Genomic DNA, 19,816 nt, shown 5'->3' with positions numbered 1-19,816 from the left:
CGCCGGGCCTGCGCAGTGTTTATGATGAATGGGCAGGTCCAGGGATGGCCTCATTGGAACGGGCGACACGTAGCCGTAACAATGGATAAAAAGTCATACTAGCCATGTCCTCACGTCATACCTTGGATCCCAATGAAACGATTGCCTCCCCTGCCGGCGCTGCACACTTTTCTGATCACCGCGCAGTGCTGCAACTTCACCCGTGCGGCCGAACAGCTGTTCATCACCCAGGGCGCGGTGAGTCGGCAGATCGCCGGGCTGGAAGAACATCTGGGTTATGAGCTGTTCATTCGCCAGGCCCGCGGCCTGGATTTGACGGCTGAAGGGCGGGAGTGGCTGCCACGGGTGCAGCAGATTTTCGGCTTGATCGACGAGGCAGTCGAACAGATCGGCGAGAAGCGCGAAACCCTGCAACTGAAGGCACCGACCTGCGTGATGCGCTGGTTGTTGCCGCGTCTGTTGCAGTGGCAACGGGAGCGTCCGGACGTGCCCGTGGAATTGACCACCACGGTGAAGCACGGTGTGGATTTCCATCGCGAACAGTTCGATGCGGCGGTGATGTATGGCGCGCCACCGGACCGTGCGTTGACGTCTTATCTGCTGTTCGATGAGCAACTGACGCCGGTGTGTTCACGGCCGATGCTGGACGGGCCGATGGCGTTGCAGACACCGGCAGATCTGCAACAACACTTGTTGCTGCACCCGACACGGGATGAGCGCGACTGGAATGCCTGGTTGAAAGCGGCGGATCTTCAATTGAGCAACGTCAGCAAAGGCCAGCATTTCGAGACCCTGGACCTGGCGATGTCGATGGCGTCCCAAGGGACCGGTGTGGCGATCGGCGATTGGTCGTTGATCGGCGACGACCTGAGTGCCGGGCGGCTGGTCATGCCGTTTGAATTGAAGGTGAAGACGGGGTTGGCGTATTACCTGGTGTTCCCGGAGAAACCGGCACCTTCACCGCAGTTGCGCGAGTTGATGGGGTGGTTGGTAGCGCAGGCTCAGGCCCGCTGAGCGGACAAACTCCGTAGGAGCTGCCGAAGGCTGCTCCTACGGATGGGCGGTGTTTCTGGATCAGTAGCCGACTGTAAACCGCTGACGGGAATGCTTCGGCGCTTCCACTTCATCGATCATCGCAATCGCATAGTCGGCGAAGGTAATCCAGCTGCGCCCTGCACCGCTCACCAGCAAATCGTCCTTGCCAATCCGGAACGTACCGGTGCGCTCACCTTCGACAAACTCCGCCGACGGCGACACAAAGGTCCAGTCCAGTTCGTTTTCCTGACGCAGGTTCTCCAGGAATTGAGCACCGGCACTGGCCTCGGTTTTGTACGCTTCAGGGAAACCTTTGCTGTCGATCACGCGAGTACCGTCCGGCAGCAACAGCGAACCCGCACCACCGACCACCAACAGACGTTTCACCCCGGCCTGTTTCACCGGCCCGATGACGGCGCGGGCTGGAAGGGTCGCAAAGTGCGCGGCGCTGATCACCACGTCATGACCTGCGACCGCCGCTTGCAACGCTTCGGCATCGAGGGCATCAACTTTCTTGCTGACGACTCCGGCACGCTGACCGATCTTCGACGTATCGCGGGCAATGGCCGTGACGCTATGGCCTCGGCGCAGGGCTTCTTCCAACAGCTGGCTGCCGGCACGGCCGGTGGCACCGATGATTGCGATGTTGCTCATGATGTTCTCCAGTTGGCTTGGGTGATCTTTGCAAATTTGAATGGTAGAAGGGCTTTTGTGGCGAGGGGATTTATCCCCGTTCGGCTGCAAAGCAGTCGTCAAAGCTTGGGACTGCTGCGCAGTCCAACGGGGATAAATCCCCTCGCCACAGGTGTGCGTGTTCATCACATAAATTCACTCACCCCACTTCATCTCGCCCTTGGCGACCTTGGCACTCAGCTCCAGCGAGATTTCTTCGCCGAGGGTCGGGAAGCGTTTTTTCATCGCAGCAATCAACGCCGCAGCGTCTTTGGCCTTGGCGGTTTCTTCGTCGAAGGCCTTGATGTAGTCCGCAGTGAATTGCACAGCGGCCAGGGAGCGCGCGCTCTTGCCGAGGTAATGACCCGGCACGAGAGTATTCGGTTTCAGGGTTTCAATGCTGTGCAGCGTAGCCAGCCAGTCGGTGTGGGATTGTGCGGTTTGGGTGTCGGCCATCCACGCGTGAATGTTTTCCGCGACCACCACGCCCCCGACCACCGCCTTGATCGACGGGATCCACACAAAGGTGCGATCCGGTTGCTTGCCCTCCAGCCCCACCACCTGCAACTTCTGCCCTTCGAGTATCAGGCTGTCGCCCTCAAGCACGCCCGGCACGATGGTTCTGGCCGGTACATCGGCGCCCATTTTCGGGCCCCAGAACGCCAGTTTGCCGTCGACGGTTTTCTTGATGTGATCCACTGTCGCTTGCGAAGCGAGCACCTTGGCGTGGGGGAACGCAGCGGTCAGGGTGTCGAGGCCGAAGTAGTAATCCGGGTCACCGTGGCTGATGTAAATGGTGGTCAGTTGCTTGCCACTGGCGCGGATTCTTTCAACCACTTGCTCGGCCTGGGATTTGCCGAATTGCGCGTCCACCAGGATCGCGTCTTTCTCGCCACTGACCAGAACCGAGGTCACCGGGAAGATCGCCTTGTCGCCCGGGTTGTACACATCCAGTGTCAACGTCGATGCCGCCGCGTGAGCCGCGAAGCCAAGGGTGGCCGTGGCCAGCAAAATACGCTTGATGGAAGTGAAACCGATCATCTGTTGCTCCGTTGTCCGAGTGCCGTGCTTGGCGATGGATCAGAGCTTAGTTGCACGACTCAGTACAAAAAATGCGATGCTGGAACATAGTTTGTTTCTGAAATCGGGCAAATCATGGATCGTCTACAAGCAATGCGGGTGTTCGTCACGGTGGTCGACCTCGATAGCCAGTCGGCCGCCGCCGATCATCTGGAGCTCTCACGGCCGGTGGTTTCGCGGTATCTGGCAGAACTGGAAGACTGGGTCGGCGCGCGCCTGATGCACCGCACCACACGCAAGTTGAGCCTGACAGCCGCCGGCAGCGAGATCCTGCCACGGTGTCGGCAGATGCTCGACTTGTCTTCGGACATGCAGGCTGCCGTCAGCGAGCCGGACGATGCACCGCGCGGCCTGCTGCGGATCAGCGTCAGCACTTCGTTCGGCCAGGCACAACTGGCCGATGCCATGGCGGCGTACGTCAAGCGTTACCCCGGCGTCAGCATCGACCTGCAGATGCTCGACCGCACGGTAAACCTGGTGGATGAGCGCATCGACCTGGCGATTCGCACCAGCAATGACCTGGACCCGAACCTCATTGCGCGGCGGCTGACGGTCTGCCGCTCGGTGATCTGCGCCGCCCCCGCTTACCTGGACGAGCATCCGGCACCGACGCAGGTCGAAGACCTGAGCCTGCACAACTGCCTGACGCACTCCTATTTCGGTAAAAGCCTGTGGCATTTCGAGCAGGACGGCGAACCGGTCTCGGTGCCGGTACAGGGCAACATCAGCGCCAACGAAGCCAGTACGCTGCTACGGGCAACGATGGCCGGTGCCGGGGTGGCGATGCTGCCGACTTATCAGGCCGGTGTGCACATCCACAGCGGCGAACTGATCCGCCTGCTGCCCCAGGCCGAACCGCGCCAGATGAATATCTACGCGGTGTACGCCTCACGCAAACACATGCCGGCGGCACTGCGCAGCGTGCTGGATTTTCTGGTGCTCAGATTCCCCGAAGACCCAGCCTGGGATATCGGACTTTAAGAGGCCCGCTCCCACGGGGAACATCAGTGTTCTGAATGTCGGCCTACATGCGCAGAACGCGTGACTGGCAACTCACTGCCGCTGACCTATGCTGAAATAAGTACCGAAGGGTATTCGTTCAGAGGTCAACGCCATGAACATCAAAACAAGAAGATACCTCGCGATTTTCATCACCTGCGCGGCCACGCTGGCGCTGTATGGCACGGCGGCCTGGCGCGTCGAGCAGTTGCGACAACTGCCCCGTGAATACGCGAGCTGTAACTTCGAGCGTTGCATCCCCCACAACGCGACCCTCAACGCCCTTCGATAACGAAGCGGATCAGGCCTCGTTGTCCTGATCGGCCTTCAAGCGGTCGCGAAAAGCCTTGGGCGAGATCCCCACCCGGCGCCGGAACAGGCGCGTGAAGTTGGTCGGATCGGAAAACCCCAACACGTCGGACATTTCGTAAATGGTCATGCTGGTGTAGGTCAGCAAACGCTTGGCCTCCAGCAATTGCCGCTCGTGCATGATCTGCAACGCCGGTTGTCCCGCCAACTCACGGCAGGTGCCGTTGAGGTGCGACACGGAAATTCCCAGCCGATGCGCCAGGTCCTCGACCTTGACGTGTTGGCGATACGTCTCTTCCACCAGCTGGATGAACCCGTTGAGGTATTCCCGCGCACGCTGCGGACGTTGACTGGCGGAGCGACGTTGAAGCGCCTGACGGCTGACCCACACCATGATCACGCTGACCAGCGAATGCATGAGCATTTCCCGGGCCGGTTGATGGCCGGTGTACTCGTTCTGCAATGCAGAAAACAGACTGTTGAGGTACTCACCGTCATTGCCGGCCGGATAACTTTCGGCCTGGGCCAGGGCATTCACCGAGTTGCCCAGCTGCGCCTGGAGATGAGCGACCAGCGGCGCGGCCAGGGTCACGACAAACCCTTCGACATCCTCGGAAAAACGATAACCGTGCACCGATAACGGCGGCAGAACCAGGATCGCCGGTTCGCTCAGCTGCGTGCGTTTGCCTTCGATTTCAAGCTCTGCCTGACCTTTGAACACGAAGAGCAACTGGCACAGATCGGCGTGGCGATGGGGTTTGATTTCCCACTGATGTTCGCGGCTGCGTTTGGAGATGGTTTCGCAGTGCAACAAGTCCGGGGTCGGCCATTCCAGGCTTTCACCATAGAGCTTGAACACCGGTATCGAAGGCAGGTCAGGCTTGTTCATAACTTCAATCCAGGCCTCGGAAGGTGGTGGGCGATAATCGCACCGATTGGCAGAATGTACAGCTATCGGCTCAGTTTTCACCTTCAATTGACAGACCCGCAAGTGAAAAATGCAAGCACTCGATCCATAAAAATAATTCACCGACTCTGGTCGCGTGGAGCTTGCGAGTCATAAAAACAATGAAAACGCTGAAAACCCAAATCGCCATCATCGGTGCCGGCCCGTCCGGATTGCTGCTCGGCCAATTGCTGCACAACGCCGGTATCGACACCCTCATCCTCGAACGCCAGACCCCGGACTATGTGCTCGGGCGAATCCGCGCCGGTGTTCTCGAACAAGGCATGGCAGAGCTGCTGCGTCAGGCCGGCGTCGGCCAGCGCATGGACGCCGAAGGGCTGGTTCACGGCGGCTTCGAACTGGCCCTCGACGGGCGTCGGGTGCACATTGATCTGCAGGCCCTGACCGGGGGGAAAACCGTGATGATCTACGGGCAGACCGAGGTCACCCGTGACTTGATGGCCGCTCGTCGGGAGGCCGGCGCGCAGACGATTTACGAAGCCGGCAACGTCGTACCCCACGGCATGAAAACCGATGAAGCCTTCGTGACGTTCGAAAAGGATGGCGAAACCTGGCGGCTCGATTGCGACTACATCGCCGGTTGCGACGGCTTCCATGGCGTGGCGCGGCAATCGATTCCCGCCGAGAATTTGAAGGTGTTCGAACGGGTTTATCCATTCGGCTGGCTTGGGATTCTCGCTGACACCCCCCCCGTCCACGATGAGTTGGTCTACGCCCGTCACGAACGCGGCTTTGCCCTGTGCAGCATGCGCTCGGCGACGCGTACCCGGTATTACCTTCAGGTTCCTGCCGACGAACACGTCGAGAATTGGTCCGATCAGCGTTTCTGGGATGAGCTCAAGTCCCGGCTGCCTGCTGCGTTGGCAGAGTCTTTGGTGACCGGGCCGTCCATCGAAAAAAGCATCGCGCCGCTGCGCAGTTTCGTGGTCGAACCGATGCAGTACGGGCGGATGTTTCTGGTCGGCGACGCCGCGCACATCGTGCCGCCCACCGGCGCCAAAGGCCTGAACCTGGCGGCGAGCGACGTCAGTACGTTGTTCAATATTCTGCTGAAGGTTTACCGCGAAGGCCGGGGCGACTTGCTGGAGAAGTACTCTGAGGTCTGCCTGCGCCGGGTCTGGAAAGCCGAGCGGTTTTCCTGGTGGATGACCTCGATGTTGCATCGCTTTGACGATCACGACGGGTTCAGCCAGCGCATCAGTGAGTCGGAGCTGGACTACTTTGTCAGTTCTGAGGCGGGTCGAAAAACCATTGCAGAAAATTACGTCGGACTTCCGTACGAGGCTATCGAATAGCCTCCTATCGACTTACACTGGCGAGCATCCCCGCTCGCCCATGCCTCTTGCGGGACCCTCACTGCCCGCAGGTTCTCCCGTGACCAATCTCAACCAGCCTGACACGCCCAAACCGGCCATTCGCAGCGTGCTGATCGCCCTGATGCTGGCGATTTTTCTCGGCGCACTGGACCAGACCATTGTCGCCGTATCGATGCCGGCCATTTCCGCGCAGTTCAAGGATGTCAGCCTGCTGGCCTGGGTGATTTCCGGCTACATGGTGGCGATGACCGTGGCGGTGCCGATCTACGGAAAACTCGGCGACCTGTACGGTCGGCGCACGTTGATGCTGTTCGGCATGGGGCTGTTCACGATGGCTTCGTTGTTCTGCGGCATGGCCCAGAGCATGGAGCAGCTGGTACTGGCGCGGATTGTTCAGGGCATCGGTGCCGGCGGGATGATTTCGGTCAGCCAGGCAATCATCGGCGATATCGTGCCGCCTCGCGAACGGGGTCGCTATCAAGGTTACTTCAGCAGCATGTACGCGGTGGCCAGCGTGGCCGGTCCGGTGCTCGGCGGTTACATGACCGAATACCTGTCGTGGCGCTGGGTGTTCCTGATTAATCTGCCACTGGGCCTGGGGGCGTGGCTGGTGGCCAATCGCACGCTGGTGGGGCTGCCCGTACCACAGCGAAAGCCGATCATCGATTACCTTGGCACGCTGTTAATGATCATCGGCCTGACGGCCTTGTTGCTCGGTATCACCCAGTTCGGCCAGGGGCATTCGTGGCGCAGCGCCGAAGTGTTGGGCTTGCTGGGTTGTGCGGTGGTGGTCCTGGCCTTGTTCGTCCGGCATGAGCGCCGTGCGCAGGAGCCGTTGCTGCCCATGCACCTGTTCGCCAACCGCAATGCGATCCTGTGCTGGTGCACAATTTTCTTTACCAGTTTCCAGGCGATCTCGCTGATCGTGCTGATGCCGTTGCGCTTCCAGAGCGTGACGGGTGCCGGGGCTGACAGTGCCGCGCTGCACCTGTTGCCCTTGGCCATGGGATTGCCGATCGGTGCGTATTTCGCCGGGCGGCGGACCTCGGTGACCGGGCGCTACAAACCGATGATCCTCACCGGTGCGATCCTGATGCCAATGTCGATTCTCGGCATGGCGTTCAGTCCGCCCCAGGCGGTGGTGCTCAGCAGCTTGTTCATGGTGCTCAGCGGTATCGCCTCTGGCATGCAGTTCCCGACCTCACTGGTCGGGACACAGAATTCAGTGGAGCAACGGGACATCGGCGTCGCGACCAGCACCACCAACCTGTTCCGTTCCCTGGGCGGTGCGGTGGGGGTGGCGTTGATGTCGGCGCTGTTGCTGGCGTTGCTGCAAGACTCGAGTTTCGCACACCTGGCTGGCTCGACACTGATTGCCGAGGGCCGTTCGGGGAATGTCTTGCTGGACGGCCTGAACGCAGCGCCGGGGGATGCGCAGAACGCCTTGCGCGCTGAGCTGCTGCTGACCTTCCGGCATTTGCTGATGGTCAGTGCGGCGGTGTCGCTGCTGGGATTGGCGGCGGCGATTGCCATGCCGAACCGGATGTTGCGGGGGCGCGAAGACAAGGCTCGATAGATAGACCGAGTCGCCTGCAATCGCGAGCAGGCTCGCTCCCACACTTGATCTCTGTCGCACACAAAGCTGTGATCACTGGAGATCTACTGTGGGAGCGAGCCTGCTCGCGATTGCGGTCTGTCAGTCACCACCATCAAGGGCTGTAATACCCGACCGCCACCAGAAAATGCCCGACCTTTTTCAGGTACGCATGCTTATTCTCGATCTTGCCGGTCACCGGGTTTTTCCACCGATATTCGTATTCGCCATAATCCTGTTCAGCCATCAACCCCAGGATCGGCTCGCCCACCGGCTTGCCTTCAGGGTCCTTGATCTTGCCGAAATCGGTATTGATCAGCCGCAGGTTGGTGCCGTGCGCGACATAGCGCTGGGTGTCCAGGTCGACGACGAACACATACAGGTCATCCTGCAAATAACCACCCTTGAGTGAGTTGATGGCGGTGAGCGTGCCCTTCTCGTCCCTGGCCAGGTCGGTTGCCGCTTTGTTCAGCAGCGCCATCGCCTGCTCCGCCGACGCCCGTGGCAGGTAATAACCCACTGCCAGAATGCGCTGGCCGATCCGTTGGTAGAACACATGCTTGCGTTCGACCTTGCCGTCTGACCAGTTCTGCCAGCGATATTCCGCCTGCTGGATGCCATTGCCCTCCGGCACTTTCAACGCGTCCTTGAAGGCTTTCTGCACATCCGGGCCGAGCACCTCAGACACATCGCGCCCGATCAACGCCGAAGACGGCCCGCCGCTGGCGAGCATCACACCTTTGGTATCGACGACGAATACGTAGCGGTCCTTGTCGACAAACTCGCCCTGGCGGCTGAAGGCCGCGAACGCCTTGTCACCGTTGTCGTGGTAGTAGGCCAGGGCTTTTTCCAGCAAGGCGATGGCGGCCTGGCTGTCATCCTTCTCGGTCCCGGCAGCTTGAGCCTGCCCCAGACACAGCAACAACATCCCGCCCAGCAGGGCCAACCTGTGCAAAAACCCCATTGCGCATTCCTCATTCTTGTCGATGTTTCAAGAGCGTAGACGGCTTGGGGATATGTACGAACATTCAGGGAACGGTGTGAGGGGGGGAGCTGAGGTTTTTGTGGCGAGGGAGCTCGCTCCCGCCGGCCGATCCGCGTCCGGGCGCAGCAGACGCAAATCAGGCACCGCGGATTATCTGAAAATCCGCGGTGGATGCTTTGGGGCGGCTTCGCCCCAGCGGGAGCAAGCTCCCTCGCCACACGTATTCGCGTGCCGGGTTATTGCGCTCGGGCACGCAACTGCTGCTGCAAATTCTGGATCTGCGCCTGCAGGGTGTTGATGTTGCGGGTGACAGAAGCACGGAAAGCGTCGAACTCGGCCGTGCTGGACGAGGCAGGCCCGGCGGCCGGGCGGTTGTCCTGTTCGCTTTTGAGCACAATCATGTCTTGTTCCAGACGTTCAATGGCGGCGCTCGGGTTGCCTTGTTTTTTCAGCGCAACGATGTCGGCACCGAGGCTTTTCAGCTGAGCGTCGAATTTGTCAGTGTCCGCCGGCGCGCTTTTCAGGGCGGCCAGTTCACCGCTCAGGGCTTTGACCTGGGCCTGCAATTGCGTGTTGGCGGTCTGGTGCTCGGTGTTCTGGGCGGTGGCTTGCGCCAGGCGCTTGTCCAGATCGGCGGTTTGCGCGGTCATTTGCGCCAGGCGCTTGTCCAGGTCGGAAGTCTGGCCGACAACGCCCTGCTGCTGCTTGCTCTGATCCTGGAGTTTGCTTTCCAGCTGCTTGATCTGCAGTTTCAGTGCTTCGCTGTCGCTGGTGACGTTGGTCTGGCTGGCGACGACCTTGCCGGAAATGTCCTGCAAGCGCCCCGCCGCATCCTCACTGATGCGCGCGAAACTTTCCTGGGTCGCCACCAGTTGCTGTTCCATCAGCGAGATCTGCTGGAAGCTCCACCAGGCAAGGCCGGCGAAGGCAAAAAACAAGGCGCCGACCAGCGCCCACAACGGGCCGGTGCTGGCAGCCTTGACCTTGACCACCGGCGGGGTGCGCGAATGCACGGCGGTGCGGGCGGAGGGCACAAAATCATCGTCGTCGAGGCTGTCGGCACGCAGGCTCGGTACATCGTCGAAGTCGTCGTTGGCATCGTTACGCATGGACATTGAGTCAACCTTTGTGGAACGCGGTGATGGCTTGATGGGGCGAAGTATAAACCCGTCAGCCGCATCGATTGACCCTTGATTCCCGGACTCGGTTCAGTATCGGGACGGCCTGTGTGTCAGCGAATGTCCTGAGCCTTCCACCAGCCGCAGAATTCATCGAGGGCGGTCCAGAGACTGACCTTCGGATCGTAGTCCAGATAATGCCGCGCGCGGCTGATGTCCAAGGTGAAATTTTTGTTCATCACCTGCATGCCCAGGCGCGACAGGGTTGGCTCGGGACGACCCGGCCAAAGCTTGCACATGCCCTCGTTGAGCGCCGCCACGGTGTAGGCCAGGCCGTAGGAACGGTAGCGGGTCACCTGTGGGACATCCATCTTGCGCATGACGTAATTGACCACGTCCCACAACGGGATCGGCGTTCCGTTGCTGATGTTGTAGGCCTTGCCCAACGCCGATCCGCCGGCCAGCAAACTGCTGAGCAACGCCTCGTTGAGGTTTTGTATGCTGGTAAAATCGACTTTGTTCAAACCGTTGCCGACAATGGCCAGCCGCCCCTTGCGTTGCATCGTCAACAGACGCGGGAAGATGCTCATGTCGCCCGCACCGGTCACGAAGCGCGGACGCAGGGCCAGGGTTTCGAGGCCGAATTCCTGGGCACCGAAGACCTTCTGCTCGGCCAGGTATTTGGTCGCGGCGTAGGGATGTTTGAAGCGCTTGGGGACCTGCTCTTCGGTCAACCCGAGGTGATCGCGGCCATCGAAGTAGATCGACGGCGAGGACAAGTGCACCAGCCGCCGGACACGCTGTTTCAGGCAGGCTTCGACGATGTTTTCGGTGACCTGCACGTTGCCCAGATGAAAGTCCTGATAACGTCCCCACACGCCTACAGCGCCGGCGCAATGCACCACGGCTTCGACGTCGGAACACAGGTTGCGCGCCAGTTCCGGGTCGCTCAAGTCACCCTGCACGAACTCGGCGCCTCGGCGCACCAGGTGTTCGACGCTTTCGGCCCGGCGACCGTTGACCCGCACGTCCAGGCCCTGCTCCAGGGCGAAACGCGCAAAGCGTCCGCCGATGAAGCCGCTTGCGCCGGTGACCAGAATCTTCATGTAGTGCTCCGAATATTTCGTTTTGCATAGTGCGTGAGGTCTTGACGCTGCCGGTCAGTCCAACGGCACCAGCCATTGCTTCGACGAGCGCACCAATTGATCGGTCAGCAACCCCAGCAACTGACCGCCATTGCGCCAATGATGCCAGTACAGCGGCACATCGATGGGCTTATCTGGCAAAAGCTCGCGCAAAACCCCGCGTTCCAGCTGATCGCGCACCTGCAATTCAGGCACCAGCCCCCACCCCAGGCCGGCTTCGGTCAGGCGAATGAAGCCTTCGGACGACGGGCATAAATGGTGTTCAAAACCGCCATCTACGCCGAGGGACGCGAGGTAGCGATGCTGCAGGAAATCGTCCGGGCCAAAGACCAGCGCCGGCGTTTTCGACAACTGATCGGCGCGAACGCCTTGCGGAAAATGCCGGACGATGAAGGCCGGGCTGGCCAATGCGCGATAACGCATGGCGCCCAACAGAACGCTGCGCGCCCCGGCGACCGGACGTTCGCTGGCACAGACACACGCCGCCACTTCGCCTGCGCGCATGCGTTTGAGGCCGACGGTCTGGTCTTCGACCACCAGATCCAGCAACAGGTGTTGTTCGGCGCAAAAATCTCCGACCGCTTCGGCCCACCACGTGGCGAGGCTGTCGGCGTTCAGGGCGATGCGCAGACGTTCCGGCAGGCCTTCTTCATCCAGCGCCGGAACCAGGGTTTGCAGGTCCCGCTCCAGGAGGCGCACCTGCTGCACATGGTTGAGCAAACGCCGACCGATTTCAGTCGGCGCCGGCGGTGTCATCCGCACCAGCACCGGTTGGCCGACCCGCGCTTCCAGCAGTTTGATGCGCTGGGAGATCGCCGATTGCGACAAGCCGAGCACTTGGGCGGCGCGTTCAAAACCGGCCTGCTCGATCACGGCGGCCAACGCGGAAAGCAATTTATAGTCGAACATCAGTTTTCCTAATGAGCGATCAGCATGATTGGTTTTTCTTATACCGCTTGTGGACGGAGAATGGCCAGCAAGAACTCTTGAGCAAGGAACACCGACATGGCTGGCGAAACTTCATTGGCAACGCTTTTGCGCAGCATGAGCCCGCAACTCAACGCTGGCGAGTATGTGTTCTGCACGTTGCGCGACGGCCATTTGCCGCCGGGTCTTGAGATCATCGGCAGTTTTCGCGAGCAGGAAGGCCTGACGGTGATTCTGGAACGCTCCCAGGCCGAGAAGGCCGGTTTCAGCTTCGACTACGTTGCCGCCTGGATCACCCTGAACGTGCACTCCGCGCTGGAAGCCGTCGGCCTGACCGCCGCCTTCGCCACGGCATTGGGCCAGGCCGGTATCAGCTGCAACGTGATCGCCGGTTATTTCCACGACCATTTATTCGTCGGCCAGGCCGATGCCGAACGCGCCCTGCACGTGTTGCGGGATCTGGCAGCGAACGCGGAGTAAATCCTTATGTGGCAAAGCTATGTAAACGGCCTGTTGGTGGCCGCGGGGCTGATCATGGCGATCGGCACTCAGAACGCGTTTGTGCTGGCCCAGAGCCTGCGGCGTGAACATCACCTGCCGGTGGCGGCGCTCTGCGTGACGTGCGATGCGTTGCTGGTGGCTGCCGGCGTGTTCGGTCTGGCCACCGTGCTGGCGCAAAATCCGACATTGCTGGCGGTGGCCCGTTGGGGCGGCGCGGTGTTCCTGATCTGGTACGGCAGCCTCGCGTTGCGCCGGGCCTTCTCGAAACAGAGCTTGCAACAGAATGAAAACCAGACCGTACGTTCACTGCGCGCCGTGCTGCTCAGCGCCTTGGCGGTCACCCTGCTCAACCCGCACGTTTATCTGGATACCGTATTGCTGATTGGCTCCCTTGGCGCACAACAGACCGAGCCTGGTGCCTATGTCGTGGGCGCGGCCAGTGCGTCGTTGCTGTGGTTCTTCACGTTGGCGCTGGGCGCTGCATGGCTGGCGCCGTGGCTGGCTCGGCCGAGCACCTGGCGGATTCTGGATCTGTTGGTCGCCGTGATGATGTTCACCGTAGCCTTTCAATTAATCATCGTCTCCTGATTATTCCAAAAGGCTCTGGAACCTCTATTCCACACAGTTGTTGCGTGGTTATGCCGCACCCCCGGTGCTATGATCCGGTTCGATGCGCCGCAAAGAGTACAAACTCCCCGGCGCTTGTCTGGCCGCCCGTGATCGGCCTTGCGACCACCGCAACTGACCTGATTAGGAGAATCATCATGGCTTTCGAATTGCCGCCGCTGCCCTACGCACACGATGCCCTGCAGCCGCACATTTCCAAGGAAACCCTGGAATACCACCACGACAAGCACCACAACACCTACGTCGTGAACCTGAACAACCTGGTGCCAGGCACCGAGTTCGAAGGCAAGACCCTGGAAGAAATCGTCAAGTCTTCCTCGGGTGGCATCTTCAACAACGCCGCTCAGGTCTGGAACCACACTTTCTACTGGAACTGCCTGGCGCCAAACGCCGGCGGTCAACCAACCGGCGCACTGGCTGAAGCCATCAACGCAGCCTTCGGTTCGTTCGACAAGTTCAAAGAAGAATTCAGCAAAACCTCCATCGGTACCTTCGGTTCCGGTTGGGGCTGGCTGGTGAAAAAGGCTGACGGCTCCCTGGCCCTGGCCAGCACCATCGGCGCCGGCAACCCGCTGACCAGCGGCGACACCCCGCTGCTGACCTGCGACGTCTGGGAACACGCTTACTACATCGACTACCGCAACCTGCGTCCGAAGTACGTAGAAGCGTTCTGGAACCTGGTCAACTGGAAATTCGTGGCTGAGCAGTTCGAAGGCAAAACCTTCACCGCTTAAGATCGACGCCAGTCAAGAAACCCGGCTTTTGCCGGGTTTTTTTTGGGTTTTGGAATGCCTGCCGAATTCGAGTACAACCGAAGAATATCTGTCCTCTGTCAGGTCGTCATCGCTGGCAAGCCAGCGCCCACAAGGTCCGAGGACACCCGCGAAAATCGGGCCGCCCTCACAAGCAGTCTCGTCCCCGCACAAAGGCCGATTTCCCACAATGAAACCAGCCTTCCCCCCCTTGCCCCACCGCCATAGCCGTCTAACATCAACCAAATGGAAAATATCTCTACCCTCCCCTCAAGTTGAAGGACTCGACTACCGACACAGTACTAATAGGACAAATACTCCAGGCAACAGCATTTCGGCCAACCCACAGGCAAATTCCCCTGTGTTTGATTGTCCCTTTGACTGCCATCACGGGATTGCCAATACTCATGGCAACTTGATGCTACCTGCACGGAACAAGGAATGACTCTTTGAAGCTGGAACTCAAGAACAGCTTGTCGGTAAAGTTGCTCCGGGTCGTGCTCCTGTCGGCATTGATCGTCGGCGTGGTCTTGAGCTGCGCGCAGATCGTTTTCGATGCCTATAAAACACGCCAGGCCGTGGCCAGCGATGCCCAGCGCATCCTCGACATGTTCCGCGACCCCTCGACCCAGGCCGTCTACAGCCTGGACCGGGAAATGGGCATGCAGGTGATCGAAGGCCTGTTCCAGGACGACGCTGTGCGCCAGGCCTCCATCGGCCATCCCAATGAAGCCATGCTCGCGCAAAAATCCCGCGACCTGCAGCAATCCAGCAGTCGCTGGCTGACCGACCTGATCCTGGGCAAGGAACGCACCTTCACCACTCAACTGGTGGGTCGCGGCCCCTACAGCGAGTACTACGGCGACCTGAGCATCACCCTCGACACCGCCACGTACGGCGAGGGATTTATCGTCAATTCGGTGATCATCTTCATTTCCGGTGTATTGCGGGCCCTGGCCATGGGGCTGGTGCTGTATCTGGTCTATCACTGGCTGCTGACCAAACCGTTGTCGCGGATCATCGAGCACCTCACCGAAATCAACCCGGACCGCCCGAGCGAGCATAAGATTCCGCAGCTCAGGGGCCACGAAAAAAACGAACTGGGCATCTGGATCAACACCGCCAACCAGTTGCTCGAATCCATCGAACGCAACACGCACCTGCGCCACGAAGCGGAAAACAGCCTGCTGCGCATGGCCCAATACGACTTCCTCACCGGTCTGCCGAACCGCCAGCAATTGCAGCAACAACTGGACAAGATTCTCGTCGACGCCGGCAAGTTGCAGCGGCGGGTTGCGGTGCTGTGTGTCGGCCTCGATGACTTCAAGGGCATCAACGAACAGTTCAGCTATCAGACCGGCGACCAGTTGTTGCTGGCCCTGGCTGATCGCCTGCGGGCCCACAGCGGTCGCCTCGGCGCCCTCGCCCGCCTCGGTGGCGACCAGTTCGCCCTCGTTCAGGCCGATATCGAACAACCCTACGAAGCGGCCGAACTGGCCCAGAGCATTCTCGATGATCTCGAAGCGGCGTTCGCCCTCGATCATCAGGAAATTCGACTGCGCGCCACCATCGGCATCACCCTGTTCCCCGAGGACGGTGACAGCACCGAGAAGCTGCTGCAAAAGGCCGAGCAGACCATGACCCTGGCCAAGACCCGCTCGCGCAACCGTTATCAGTTCTATATCGCCAGCGTCGACACTGAAATGCGTCGCCGTCGCGAGCTGGAAAAAGACCTGCGCGACGCCCTGGCGCGCGACCAGTTCTACCTGGTCTACCAACCGCAGATCAGCTACCGCGATCATCGGGTAGTGGGCGTCGAAGCATTGATTCGCTGGCAGCATCCCGAACATGGGCTGGTGCCACCGGACCTGTTCATCCCGCTGGCCGAGCAGAACGGCACCATCATCGCCATCGGCGAATGGGTGCTGGATCAGGCCTGCAAACAATTGCGCGACTGGCATGACCAGGGTTTCACCGACCTGCGCATGGCCGTGAACCTGTCCACCGTCCAGTTGCACCACGCCGAACTGCCGCGAGTGGTCAACAACCTGCTGCAGATGTACCGCCTGCCACCCCGCAGTCTGGAGCTGGAAGTCACCGAAACCGGCCTGATGGAAGACATCAGCACCGCCGCCCAGCACCTGCTGAGCCTGCGTCGCTCCGGCGCGCTGATCGCCATCGACGACTTCGGCACCGGGTACTCATCGCTCAGTTATCTGAAAAGCCTGCCACTGGACAAGATCAAGATCGACAAGAGCTTCGTTCAGGACCTGCTCGATGACGACGACGATGCGACCATCGTCCGGGCCATCATTCAGTTGGGCAAGAGCCTGGGCATGCAGGTCATTGCCGAAGGTGTGGAAACCATCGAACAAGAGGCCTACATCATCTCTGAAGGCTGCCATGAAGGTCAGGGCTACTTCTACAGCAAACCGCTGCCGGCGCGAGAACTGGGCGCTTACCTGAAACAGGCCCAGCGCAGTAATGCCGCGATCCTCTGAACCTGTGGCGAGGGAGCTTGCTCCCGCTGGGTGGCAAAGCCGCCCCAAATCCTGCCCCCACGGTTCTGACAGAAAATTCCAGTCGACCTGATTGCGACTGTTGCACTTTCCAGCGGGAGCAAGCTCCCCTCGCCACAGTGATTGCCAGCTGATACAGGTCATGCTGCTGGCATTCATTCGTGTGAATAAGACATATTTACAAGCACAACCCTTTACAGATAATGCGAAAGATTTGCATTATGTCGCAGTTTCGCGCGCTTGCTGCGCCATTCCACCCCCCTTTCGAAGCAGGATGTTCGCCATGATTCGTATGCCTCTGGCTACCGCCAGTCTGTTGGCCATCGCTATTTCCCTCGCCGGTTGTGGCGAAGGCAAAGACAAAGCTGCCGCTCCAGCGCCGACTCCGTCCGCCAGCAACGCTGCACCGGCTGCCGCACCCGCAGCGACCAGTAAAGTCGACGAAGCCGCCGCCAAAGCCGTTGTCGCGCACTACGCCGACATCGTCTTCGCCGTTTACAGCGATGCCGAATCCACTGCGAAGACCCTGCAAACCGCTATCGACGCTTTCCTCGCCAAGCCGAACGCCGACACCCTGAAAGCCGCCAAGGCTGCCTGGGTCGCAGCTCGCGTTCCTTACCTGCAGAGCGAAGTGTTCCGCTTCGGCAACACCATCATCGACGACTGGGAAGGTCAGGTGAACGCCTGGCCACTGGACGAAGGCCTGATCGACTACGTCGACAAATCCTACGAGCACGCCCTGGGTAACCCGGGTGCCACGGCCAACATCATCGCCAACACTCAGGTTCAGGTCGGCGAAGACAAGATCGACGTCAAGGACATCACCCCGGAAAAACTCGCCAGCCTGAACGAGCTGGGCGGTTCCGAGGCCAACGTCGCCACCGGTTACCACGCCATCGAATTCCTGCTTTGGGGCCAGGACCTGAACGGCACCGGCCCTGGCGCCGGCAACCGCCCAGCTTCCGACTACCTGGAAGGCAAAGGCGCTACGGGCGGTCACAACGATCGTCGTCGCGCTTACCTGAAGTCGGTGACCCAGCTGCTGGTCAGCGACCTTGAAGAAATGGTCGGTAACTGGAAACCGAACGTGGCCGACAACTACCGCGCCACCCTGGAAGCGGAACCGGCTGAATCCGGCCTGCGCAAAATGCTGTTCGGCATGGGCAGCCTGTCCCTGGGCGAACTGGCGGGCGAGCGGATGAAGGTTTCCCTGGAAGCCAACTCCCCGGAAGACGAACACGACTGCTTCAGCGACAACACCCACAACTCGCAGTTCTACGATGCCAAAGGCGTTCGTAACGTGTACCTGGGCGAATACACCCGCGTCGACGGCACCAAAATGACCGGCGCCAGCCTGTCGTCCCTGGTGGCCAAGGCCGACCCGGCTGCCGACACCGCGCTGAAGGCCGACCTGGCTGCGACCGAAGCCAAGATGCAGGTCATCGTCGATCACGCCAACAAGGGTGAGCACTACGACCAATTGATCGCCGCCGGCAACACTGCCGGTAACCAGATCGTCCGTGACGCCATCGCTTCGCTGGTCAAACAGACCGGTTCGATCGAAGCCGCCGCCGGCAAACTGGGCATCAGCGACCTGAACCCGGACAACGCTGATCACGAGTTCTGATCAACGCTGGCTGAACAAAAGGCGACCTTCGGGTCGCCTTTTTTATTGGTCCGAACACCGCTCCCACATTGGACGGTGCTGAATCAGTAAGAGTGATGACAGTTTTGAAAAACCCTGCTCCACATCAACCAAACGATAATTCCTCTTATTCAATCTCCACTGCCCTGTTAGACTTTGCGCCCTTGTTTTGCTCGTCTTGCAGGATGTCTGATGCCCTCGCTGCCTCTTCGCTTGTCCGCACTGTTTCTGGCCCTGGGCTTGAGTGCCTGCGATGACGCCCCGCGTTTTACCAAAGCCGAACCCGGTGAAGCCCGGTCCGGTGGCGCCGCGACCGTGCGCAAGACCGATCAGAACGCCTTCTCCCTGCCCTCCGCCAATCTGCCGCCCTCCCGGCGTGTGGACTTCAGCGTCGGCAACAGCTTCTTCCGCAACCCGTGGGTGATCGCCCCGTCGACCACCACCGCCCGGGATGGCCTCGGGCCGTTGTTCAACACCAACGCCTGCCAGAACTGCCACATCAAGGACGGCCGCGGTCATCCGCCCGCGCCTGATGCGCAGAGCGCCGTGTCGATGCTGGTGCGCCTGTCGATCCCCGATGCGCCGGCCTACGCCAAAATCATCGAACAGCTCGGCGTGGTTCCCGAGCCGGTCTACGGCGGGCAACTCCAGGACATGGCCATCCCCGGTGTACTTCCGGAAGGCAAGGTGCGGGTCGACTACACGCCGGTGCCGGTCCGCTTCAAGGACGGCACCGAGATCGAATTGCGCAAACCCAGCCTGAACATCACCCAACTGGGGTACGGTCCGATGCACCCTGACACCCGTTTCTCGGCCAGGGTCGCGCCACCCATGATTGGCCTCGGCTTGCTTGAAGCCATCCCCGATGAGGCGATCCTGGCCAATGCCGAGGCTCAGGCAAAAGAAAAAAACGGTATCGCCGGACGCCCGAACCAGGTCTGGGATGACGCCCAACAGAAAACCGTCCTCGGACGATTTGGCTGGAAGGCCGGGCAGCCGAACCTCAATCAACAAAACGTTCACGCGTTTTCGGGAGACATGGGCCTCACCACAACCCTGCGGCCGATGGACGACTGCACCGATGCACAAACCGCGTGCAAACAAGCGCCCAGCGGCAATGGCCCGGAGGGCGAACCGGAAGTCAGCGACAACATCCTGCGTCTGGTGCTGTTCTACAGCCGTAACCTGGCCGTACCGGCCCGACGCGACGTCGGCACGCCTGAAGTGTTGGCCGGCAAGAGCCTGTTTTTCCAGGCCGGCTGCCAGTCCTGTCACACACCGAAATACACCACTGCCGCCAACGCGGCAGAACCTGAACTGGCCAATCAAGTGATTCGCCCCTACAGCGATCTGCTGCTGCACGACATGGGCGACGGACTGGCTGACAACCGCAGCGAATTCCAGGCCAGTGGCCGCGACTGGCGCACCCCGCCGTTGTGGGGCATCGGCCTGACGCAGGCGGTCAGTGGCCATACCCAATTCCTGCATGACGGCCGCGCTCGCAATCTGCTCGAAGCCGTGCTCTGGCATGGCGGCGAGGCGCAGGCCGCGCAGCAACAGGTTTTGTCTTTCAACGCCGAACAGCGCGCCGCGTTGCTGGCATTTTTGAATTCTCTTTAAACACT

Annotated in this window: 18 protein-coding genes; 11 read left to right on the top strand and 7 right to left on the bottom strand. The window is 60.4% G+C overall.

The features are described from left to right. Positions 1–132: 132 nt before the first annotated feature. Positions 133–1,014, top strand: a complete 882-nt coding sequence (locus ACM6I5_RS16475) for a LysR substrate-binding domain-containing protein (protein ID WP_017340526.1) — start codon at positions 133–135, stop codon at positions 1,012–1,014. Positions 1,015–1,074: 60 nt separating this feature from the next. Here the strand turns inward: ACM6I5_RS16475 and ACM6I5_RS16470 are convergent, their stop codons facing one another. Together ACM6I5_RS16470 and ACM6I5_RS16465 are read right to left on the bottom strand one after the other, a co-directional pair. Then, positions 1,075–1,689 (bottom strand): NAD(P)-dependent oxidoreductase, encoded by a 615-nt coding sequence (locus ACM6I5_RS16470; protein ID WP_017340527.1) that lies wholly within the window; start codon positions 1,687–1,689, stop codon positions 1,075–1,077. Between the two features lie 174 nt (positions 1,690–1,863). Continuing rightward, positions 1,864–2,748, bottom strand: a complete 885-nt coding sequence (locus tag ACM6I5_RS16465) for an MBL fold metallo-hydrolase (protein ID WP_414884225.1) — start codon at positions 2,746–2,748, stop codon at positions 1,864–1,866. Positions 2,749–2,862: 114 nt separating this feature from the next. Between ACM6I5_RS16465 and ACM6I5_RS16460 the strand changes: the two genes are divergently transcribed. Together ACM6I5_RS16460 and ACM6I5_RS16455 are read left to right on the top strand one after the other, a co-directional pair. Next, positions 2,863–3,768, top strand: a complete 906-nt coding sequence (locus ACM6I5_RS16460) for a LysR family transcriptional regulator (protein ID WP_414884224.1) — start codon at positions 2,863–2,865, stop codon at positions 3,766–3,768. A gap of 133 nt (positions 3,769–3,901) precedes the next feature. Continuing rightward, positions 3,902–4,078: a hypothetical protein gene (locus ACM6I5_RS16455; RefSeq protein ID WP_017340530.1), complete on the top strand. Its 177-nt coding sequence runs from the start codon at positions 3,902–3,904 to the stop codon at positions 4,076–4,078. Between the two features lie 9 nt (positions 4,079–4,087). Here ACM6I5_RS16455 and ACM6I5_RS16450 read toward each other — a convergent pair whose 3' ends face one another. Continuing rightward, on the bottom strand, positions 4,088–4,984 hold the full coding sequence (locus ACM6I5_RS16450) for a helix-turn-helix domain-containing protein (protein WP_017340531.1): 897 nt from the start codon (positions 4,982–4,984) through the stop codon (positions 4,088–4,090). Positions 4,985–5,172: 188 nt separating this feature from the next. Here ACM6I5_RS16450 and pobA point away from each other — a divergent pair, with 188 nt between their 5' ends. Together pobA and ACM6I5_RS16440 are read left to right on the top strand one after the other, a co-directional pair. Then, complete coding sequence (pobA, locus tag ACM6I5_RS16445; protein WP_414884271.1) at positions 5,173–6,357, top strand: 4-hydroxybenzoate 3-monooxygenase; 1,185 nt, start codon at positions 5,173–5,175, stop codon at positions 6,355–6,357. 79 nt (positions 6,358–6,436) lie between these two features. Beyond that, positions 6,437–7,954, top strand: a complete 1,518-nt coding sequence (locus tag ACM6I5_RS16440) for an MDR family MFS transporter (RefSeq protein WP_414884223.1) — start codon at positions 6,437–6,439, stop codon at positions 7,952–7,954. Between the two features lie 133 nt (positions 7,955–8,087). Here ACM6I5_RS16440 and ACM6I5_RS16435 read toward each other — a convergent pair whose 3' ends face one another. The 4 genes from ACM6I5_RS16435 to ACM6I5_RS16420 form a co-directional block, all read right to left on the bottom strand. Next, positions 8,088–8,936, bottom strand: coding sequence for a cache domain-containing protein (locus ACM6I5_RS16435; RefSeq protein WP_017340534.1), 849 nt, complete (start codon positions 8,934–8,936; stop codon positions 8,088–8,090). A gap of 257 nt (positions 8,937–9,193) precedes the next feature. Beyond that, on the bottom strand, positions 9,194–10,072 hold the full coding sequence (locus tag ACM6I5_RS16430; RefSeq protein ID WP_017340535.1) for an ATPase: 879 nt from the start codon (positions 10,070–10,072) through the stop codon (positions 9,194–9,196). Between the two features lie 116 nt (positions 10,073–10,188). Continuing rightward, on the bottom strand, positions 10,189–11,181 hold the full coding sequence (locus tag ACM6I5_RS16425; protein ID WP_414884222.1) for an NAD-dependent epimerase/dehydratase family protein: 993 nt from the start codon (positions 11,179–11,181) through the stop codon (positions 10,189–10,191). 54 nt (positions 11,182–11,235) lie between these two features. Then, complete coding sequence (locus tag ACM6I5_RS16420; RefSeq protein ID WP_414884221.1) at positions 11,236–12,129, bottom strand: LysR family transcriptional regulator ArgP; 894 nt, start codon at positions 12,127–12,129, stop codon at positions 11,236–11,238. Positions 12,130–12,225: 96 nt separating this feature from the next. Between ACM6I5_RS16420 and ACM6I5_RS16415 the strand changes: the two genes are divergently transcribed. From ACM6I5_RS16415 to ACM6I5_RS16390, 6 genes are all read left to right on the top strand, one after another. Further along, complete coding sequence (locus ACM6I5_RS16415; protein WP_017340538.1) at positions 12,226–12,627, top strand: ACT domain-containing protein; 402 nt, start codon at positions 12,226–12,228, stop codon at positions 12,625–12,627. A gap of 6 nt (positions 12,628–12,633) precedes the next feature. Beyond that, the gene (locus ACM6I5_RS16410; RefSeq protein WP_017340539.1) at positions 12,634–13,236 is read left to right on the top strand and encodes a LysE/ArgO family amino acid transporter; all 603 of its coding nucleotides are present in this window, start codon (positions 12,634–12,636) and stop codon (positions 13,234–13,236) included. A 176-nt stretch (positions 13,237–13,412) separates the two neighbouring features. Then, positions 13,413–14,009, top strand: coding sequence for a superoxide dismutase (locus ACM6I5_RS16405; RefSeq protein WP_017340540.1), 597 nt, complete (start codon positions 13,413–13,415; stop codon positions 14,007–14,009). A gap of 467 nt (positions 14,010–14,476) precedes the next feature. After that, a complete protein-coding gene (locus tag ACM6I5_RS16400; protein WP_017340541.1) occupies positions 14,477–16,528 on the top strand; it encodes a putative bifunctional diguanylate cyclase/phosphodiesterase in 2,052 nt (683 codons plus the stop codon). A 301-nt stretch (positions 16,529–16,829) separates the two neighbouring features. Beyond that, entirely contained in the window at positions 16,830–18,173 is a 1,344-nt protein-coding gene (locus tag ACM6I5_RS16395; RefSeq protein ID WP_414884220.1) for an imelysin family protein, read from the top strand. A gap of 210 nt (positions 18,174–18,383) precedes the next feature. Then, on the top strand, positions 18,384–19,811 hold the full coding sequence (locus ACM6I5_RS16390) for a di-heme oxidoredictase family protein (RefSeq protein ID WP_017340543.1): 1,428 nt from the start codon (positions 18,384–18,386) through the stop codon (positions 19,809–19,811). Positions 19,812–19,816: the final 5 nt, after the last annotated feature.

The organism is Pseudomonas sp. IT-P171 (assembly GCF_949767765.1).
Taxonomy (GTDB): Bacteria; Pseudomonadota; Gammaproteobacteria; order Pseudomonadales; family Pseudomonadaceae; genus Aquipseudomonas; species Aquipseudomonas fluorescens_B.
This window is presented reverse-complemented; position numbering and strand designations above follow the sequence as displayed.

Coding starts and splice junctions, on each gene's coding strand:
- ACM6I5_RS16475 (WP_017340526.1), top strand. CDS start 133: ATGAAACGATTGCCTCCCCTGCCGGCGCTGCACACTTTTCTGATCACC.
- ACM6I5_RS16470 (WP_017340527.1), bottom strand. CDS start 1,689: ATGAGCAACATCGCAATCATCGGTGCCACCGGCCGTGCCGGCAGCCAG.
- ACM6I5_RS16465 (WP_414884225.1), bottom strand. CDS start 2,748: ATGATCGGTTTCACTTCCATCAAGCGTATTTTGCTGGCCACGGCCACC.
- ACM6I5_RS16460 (WP_414884224.1), top strand. CDS start 2,863: ATGGATCGTCTACAAGCAATGCGGGTGTTCGTCACGGTGGTCGACCTC.
- ACM6I5_RS16455 (WP_017340530.1), top strand. CDS start 3,902: ATGAACATCAAAACAAGAAGATACCTCGCGATTTTCATCACCTGCGCG.
- ACM6I5_RS16450 (WP_017340531.1), bottom strand. CDS start 4,984: ATGAACAAGCCTGACCTGCCTTCGATACCGGTGTTCAAGCTCTATGGT.
- ACM6I5_RS16435 (WP_017340534.1), bottom strand. CDS start 8,936: ATGGGGTTTTTGCACAGGTTGGCCCTGCTGGGCGGGATGTTGTTGCTG.
- ACM6I5_RS16430 (WP_017340535.1), bottom strand. CDS start 10,072: ATGTCCATGCGTAACGATGCCAACGACGACTTCGACGATGTACCGAGC.
- ACM6I5_RS16425 (WP_414884222.1), bottom strand. CDS start 11,181: ATGAAGATTCTGGTCACCGGCGCAAGCGGCTTCATCGGCGGACGCTTT.
- ACM6I5_RS16420 (WP_414884221.1), bottom strand. CDS start 12,129: ATGTTCGACTATAAATTGCTTTCCGCGTTGGCCGCCGTGATCGAGCAG.
- ACM6I5_RS16415 (WP_017340538.1), top strand. CDS start 12,226: ATGGCTGGCGAAACTTCATTGGCAACGCTTTTGCGCAGCATGAGCCCG.
- ACM6I5_RS16410 (WP_017340539.1), top strand. CDS start 12,634: ATGTGGCAAAGCTATGTAAACGGCCTGTTGGTGGCCGCGGGGCTGATC.
- ACM6I5_RS16405 (WP_017340540.1), top strand. CDS start 13,413: ATGGCTTTCGAATTGCCGCCGCTGCCCTACGCACACGATGCCCTGCAG.
- ACM6I5_RS16395 (WP_414884220.1), top strand. CDS start 16,830: ATGATTCGTATGCCTCTGGCTACCGCCAGTCTGTTGGCCATCGCTATT.
- ACM6I5_RS16390 (WP_017340543.1), top strand. CDS start 18,384: ATGCCCTCGCTGCCTCTTCGCTTGTCCGCACTGTTTCTGGCCCTGGGC.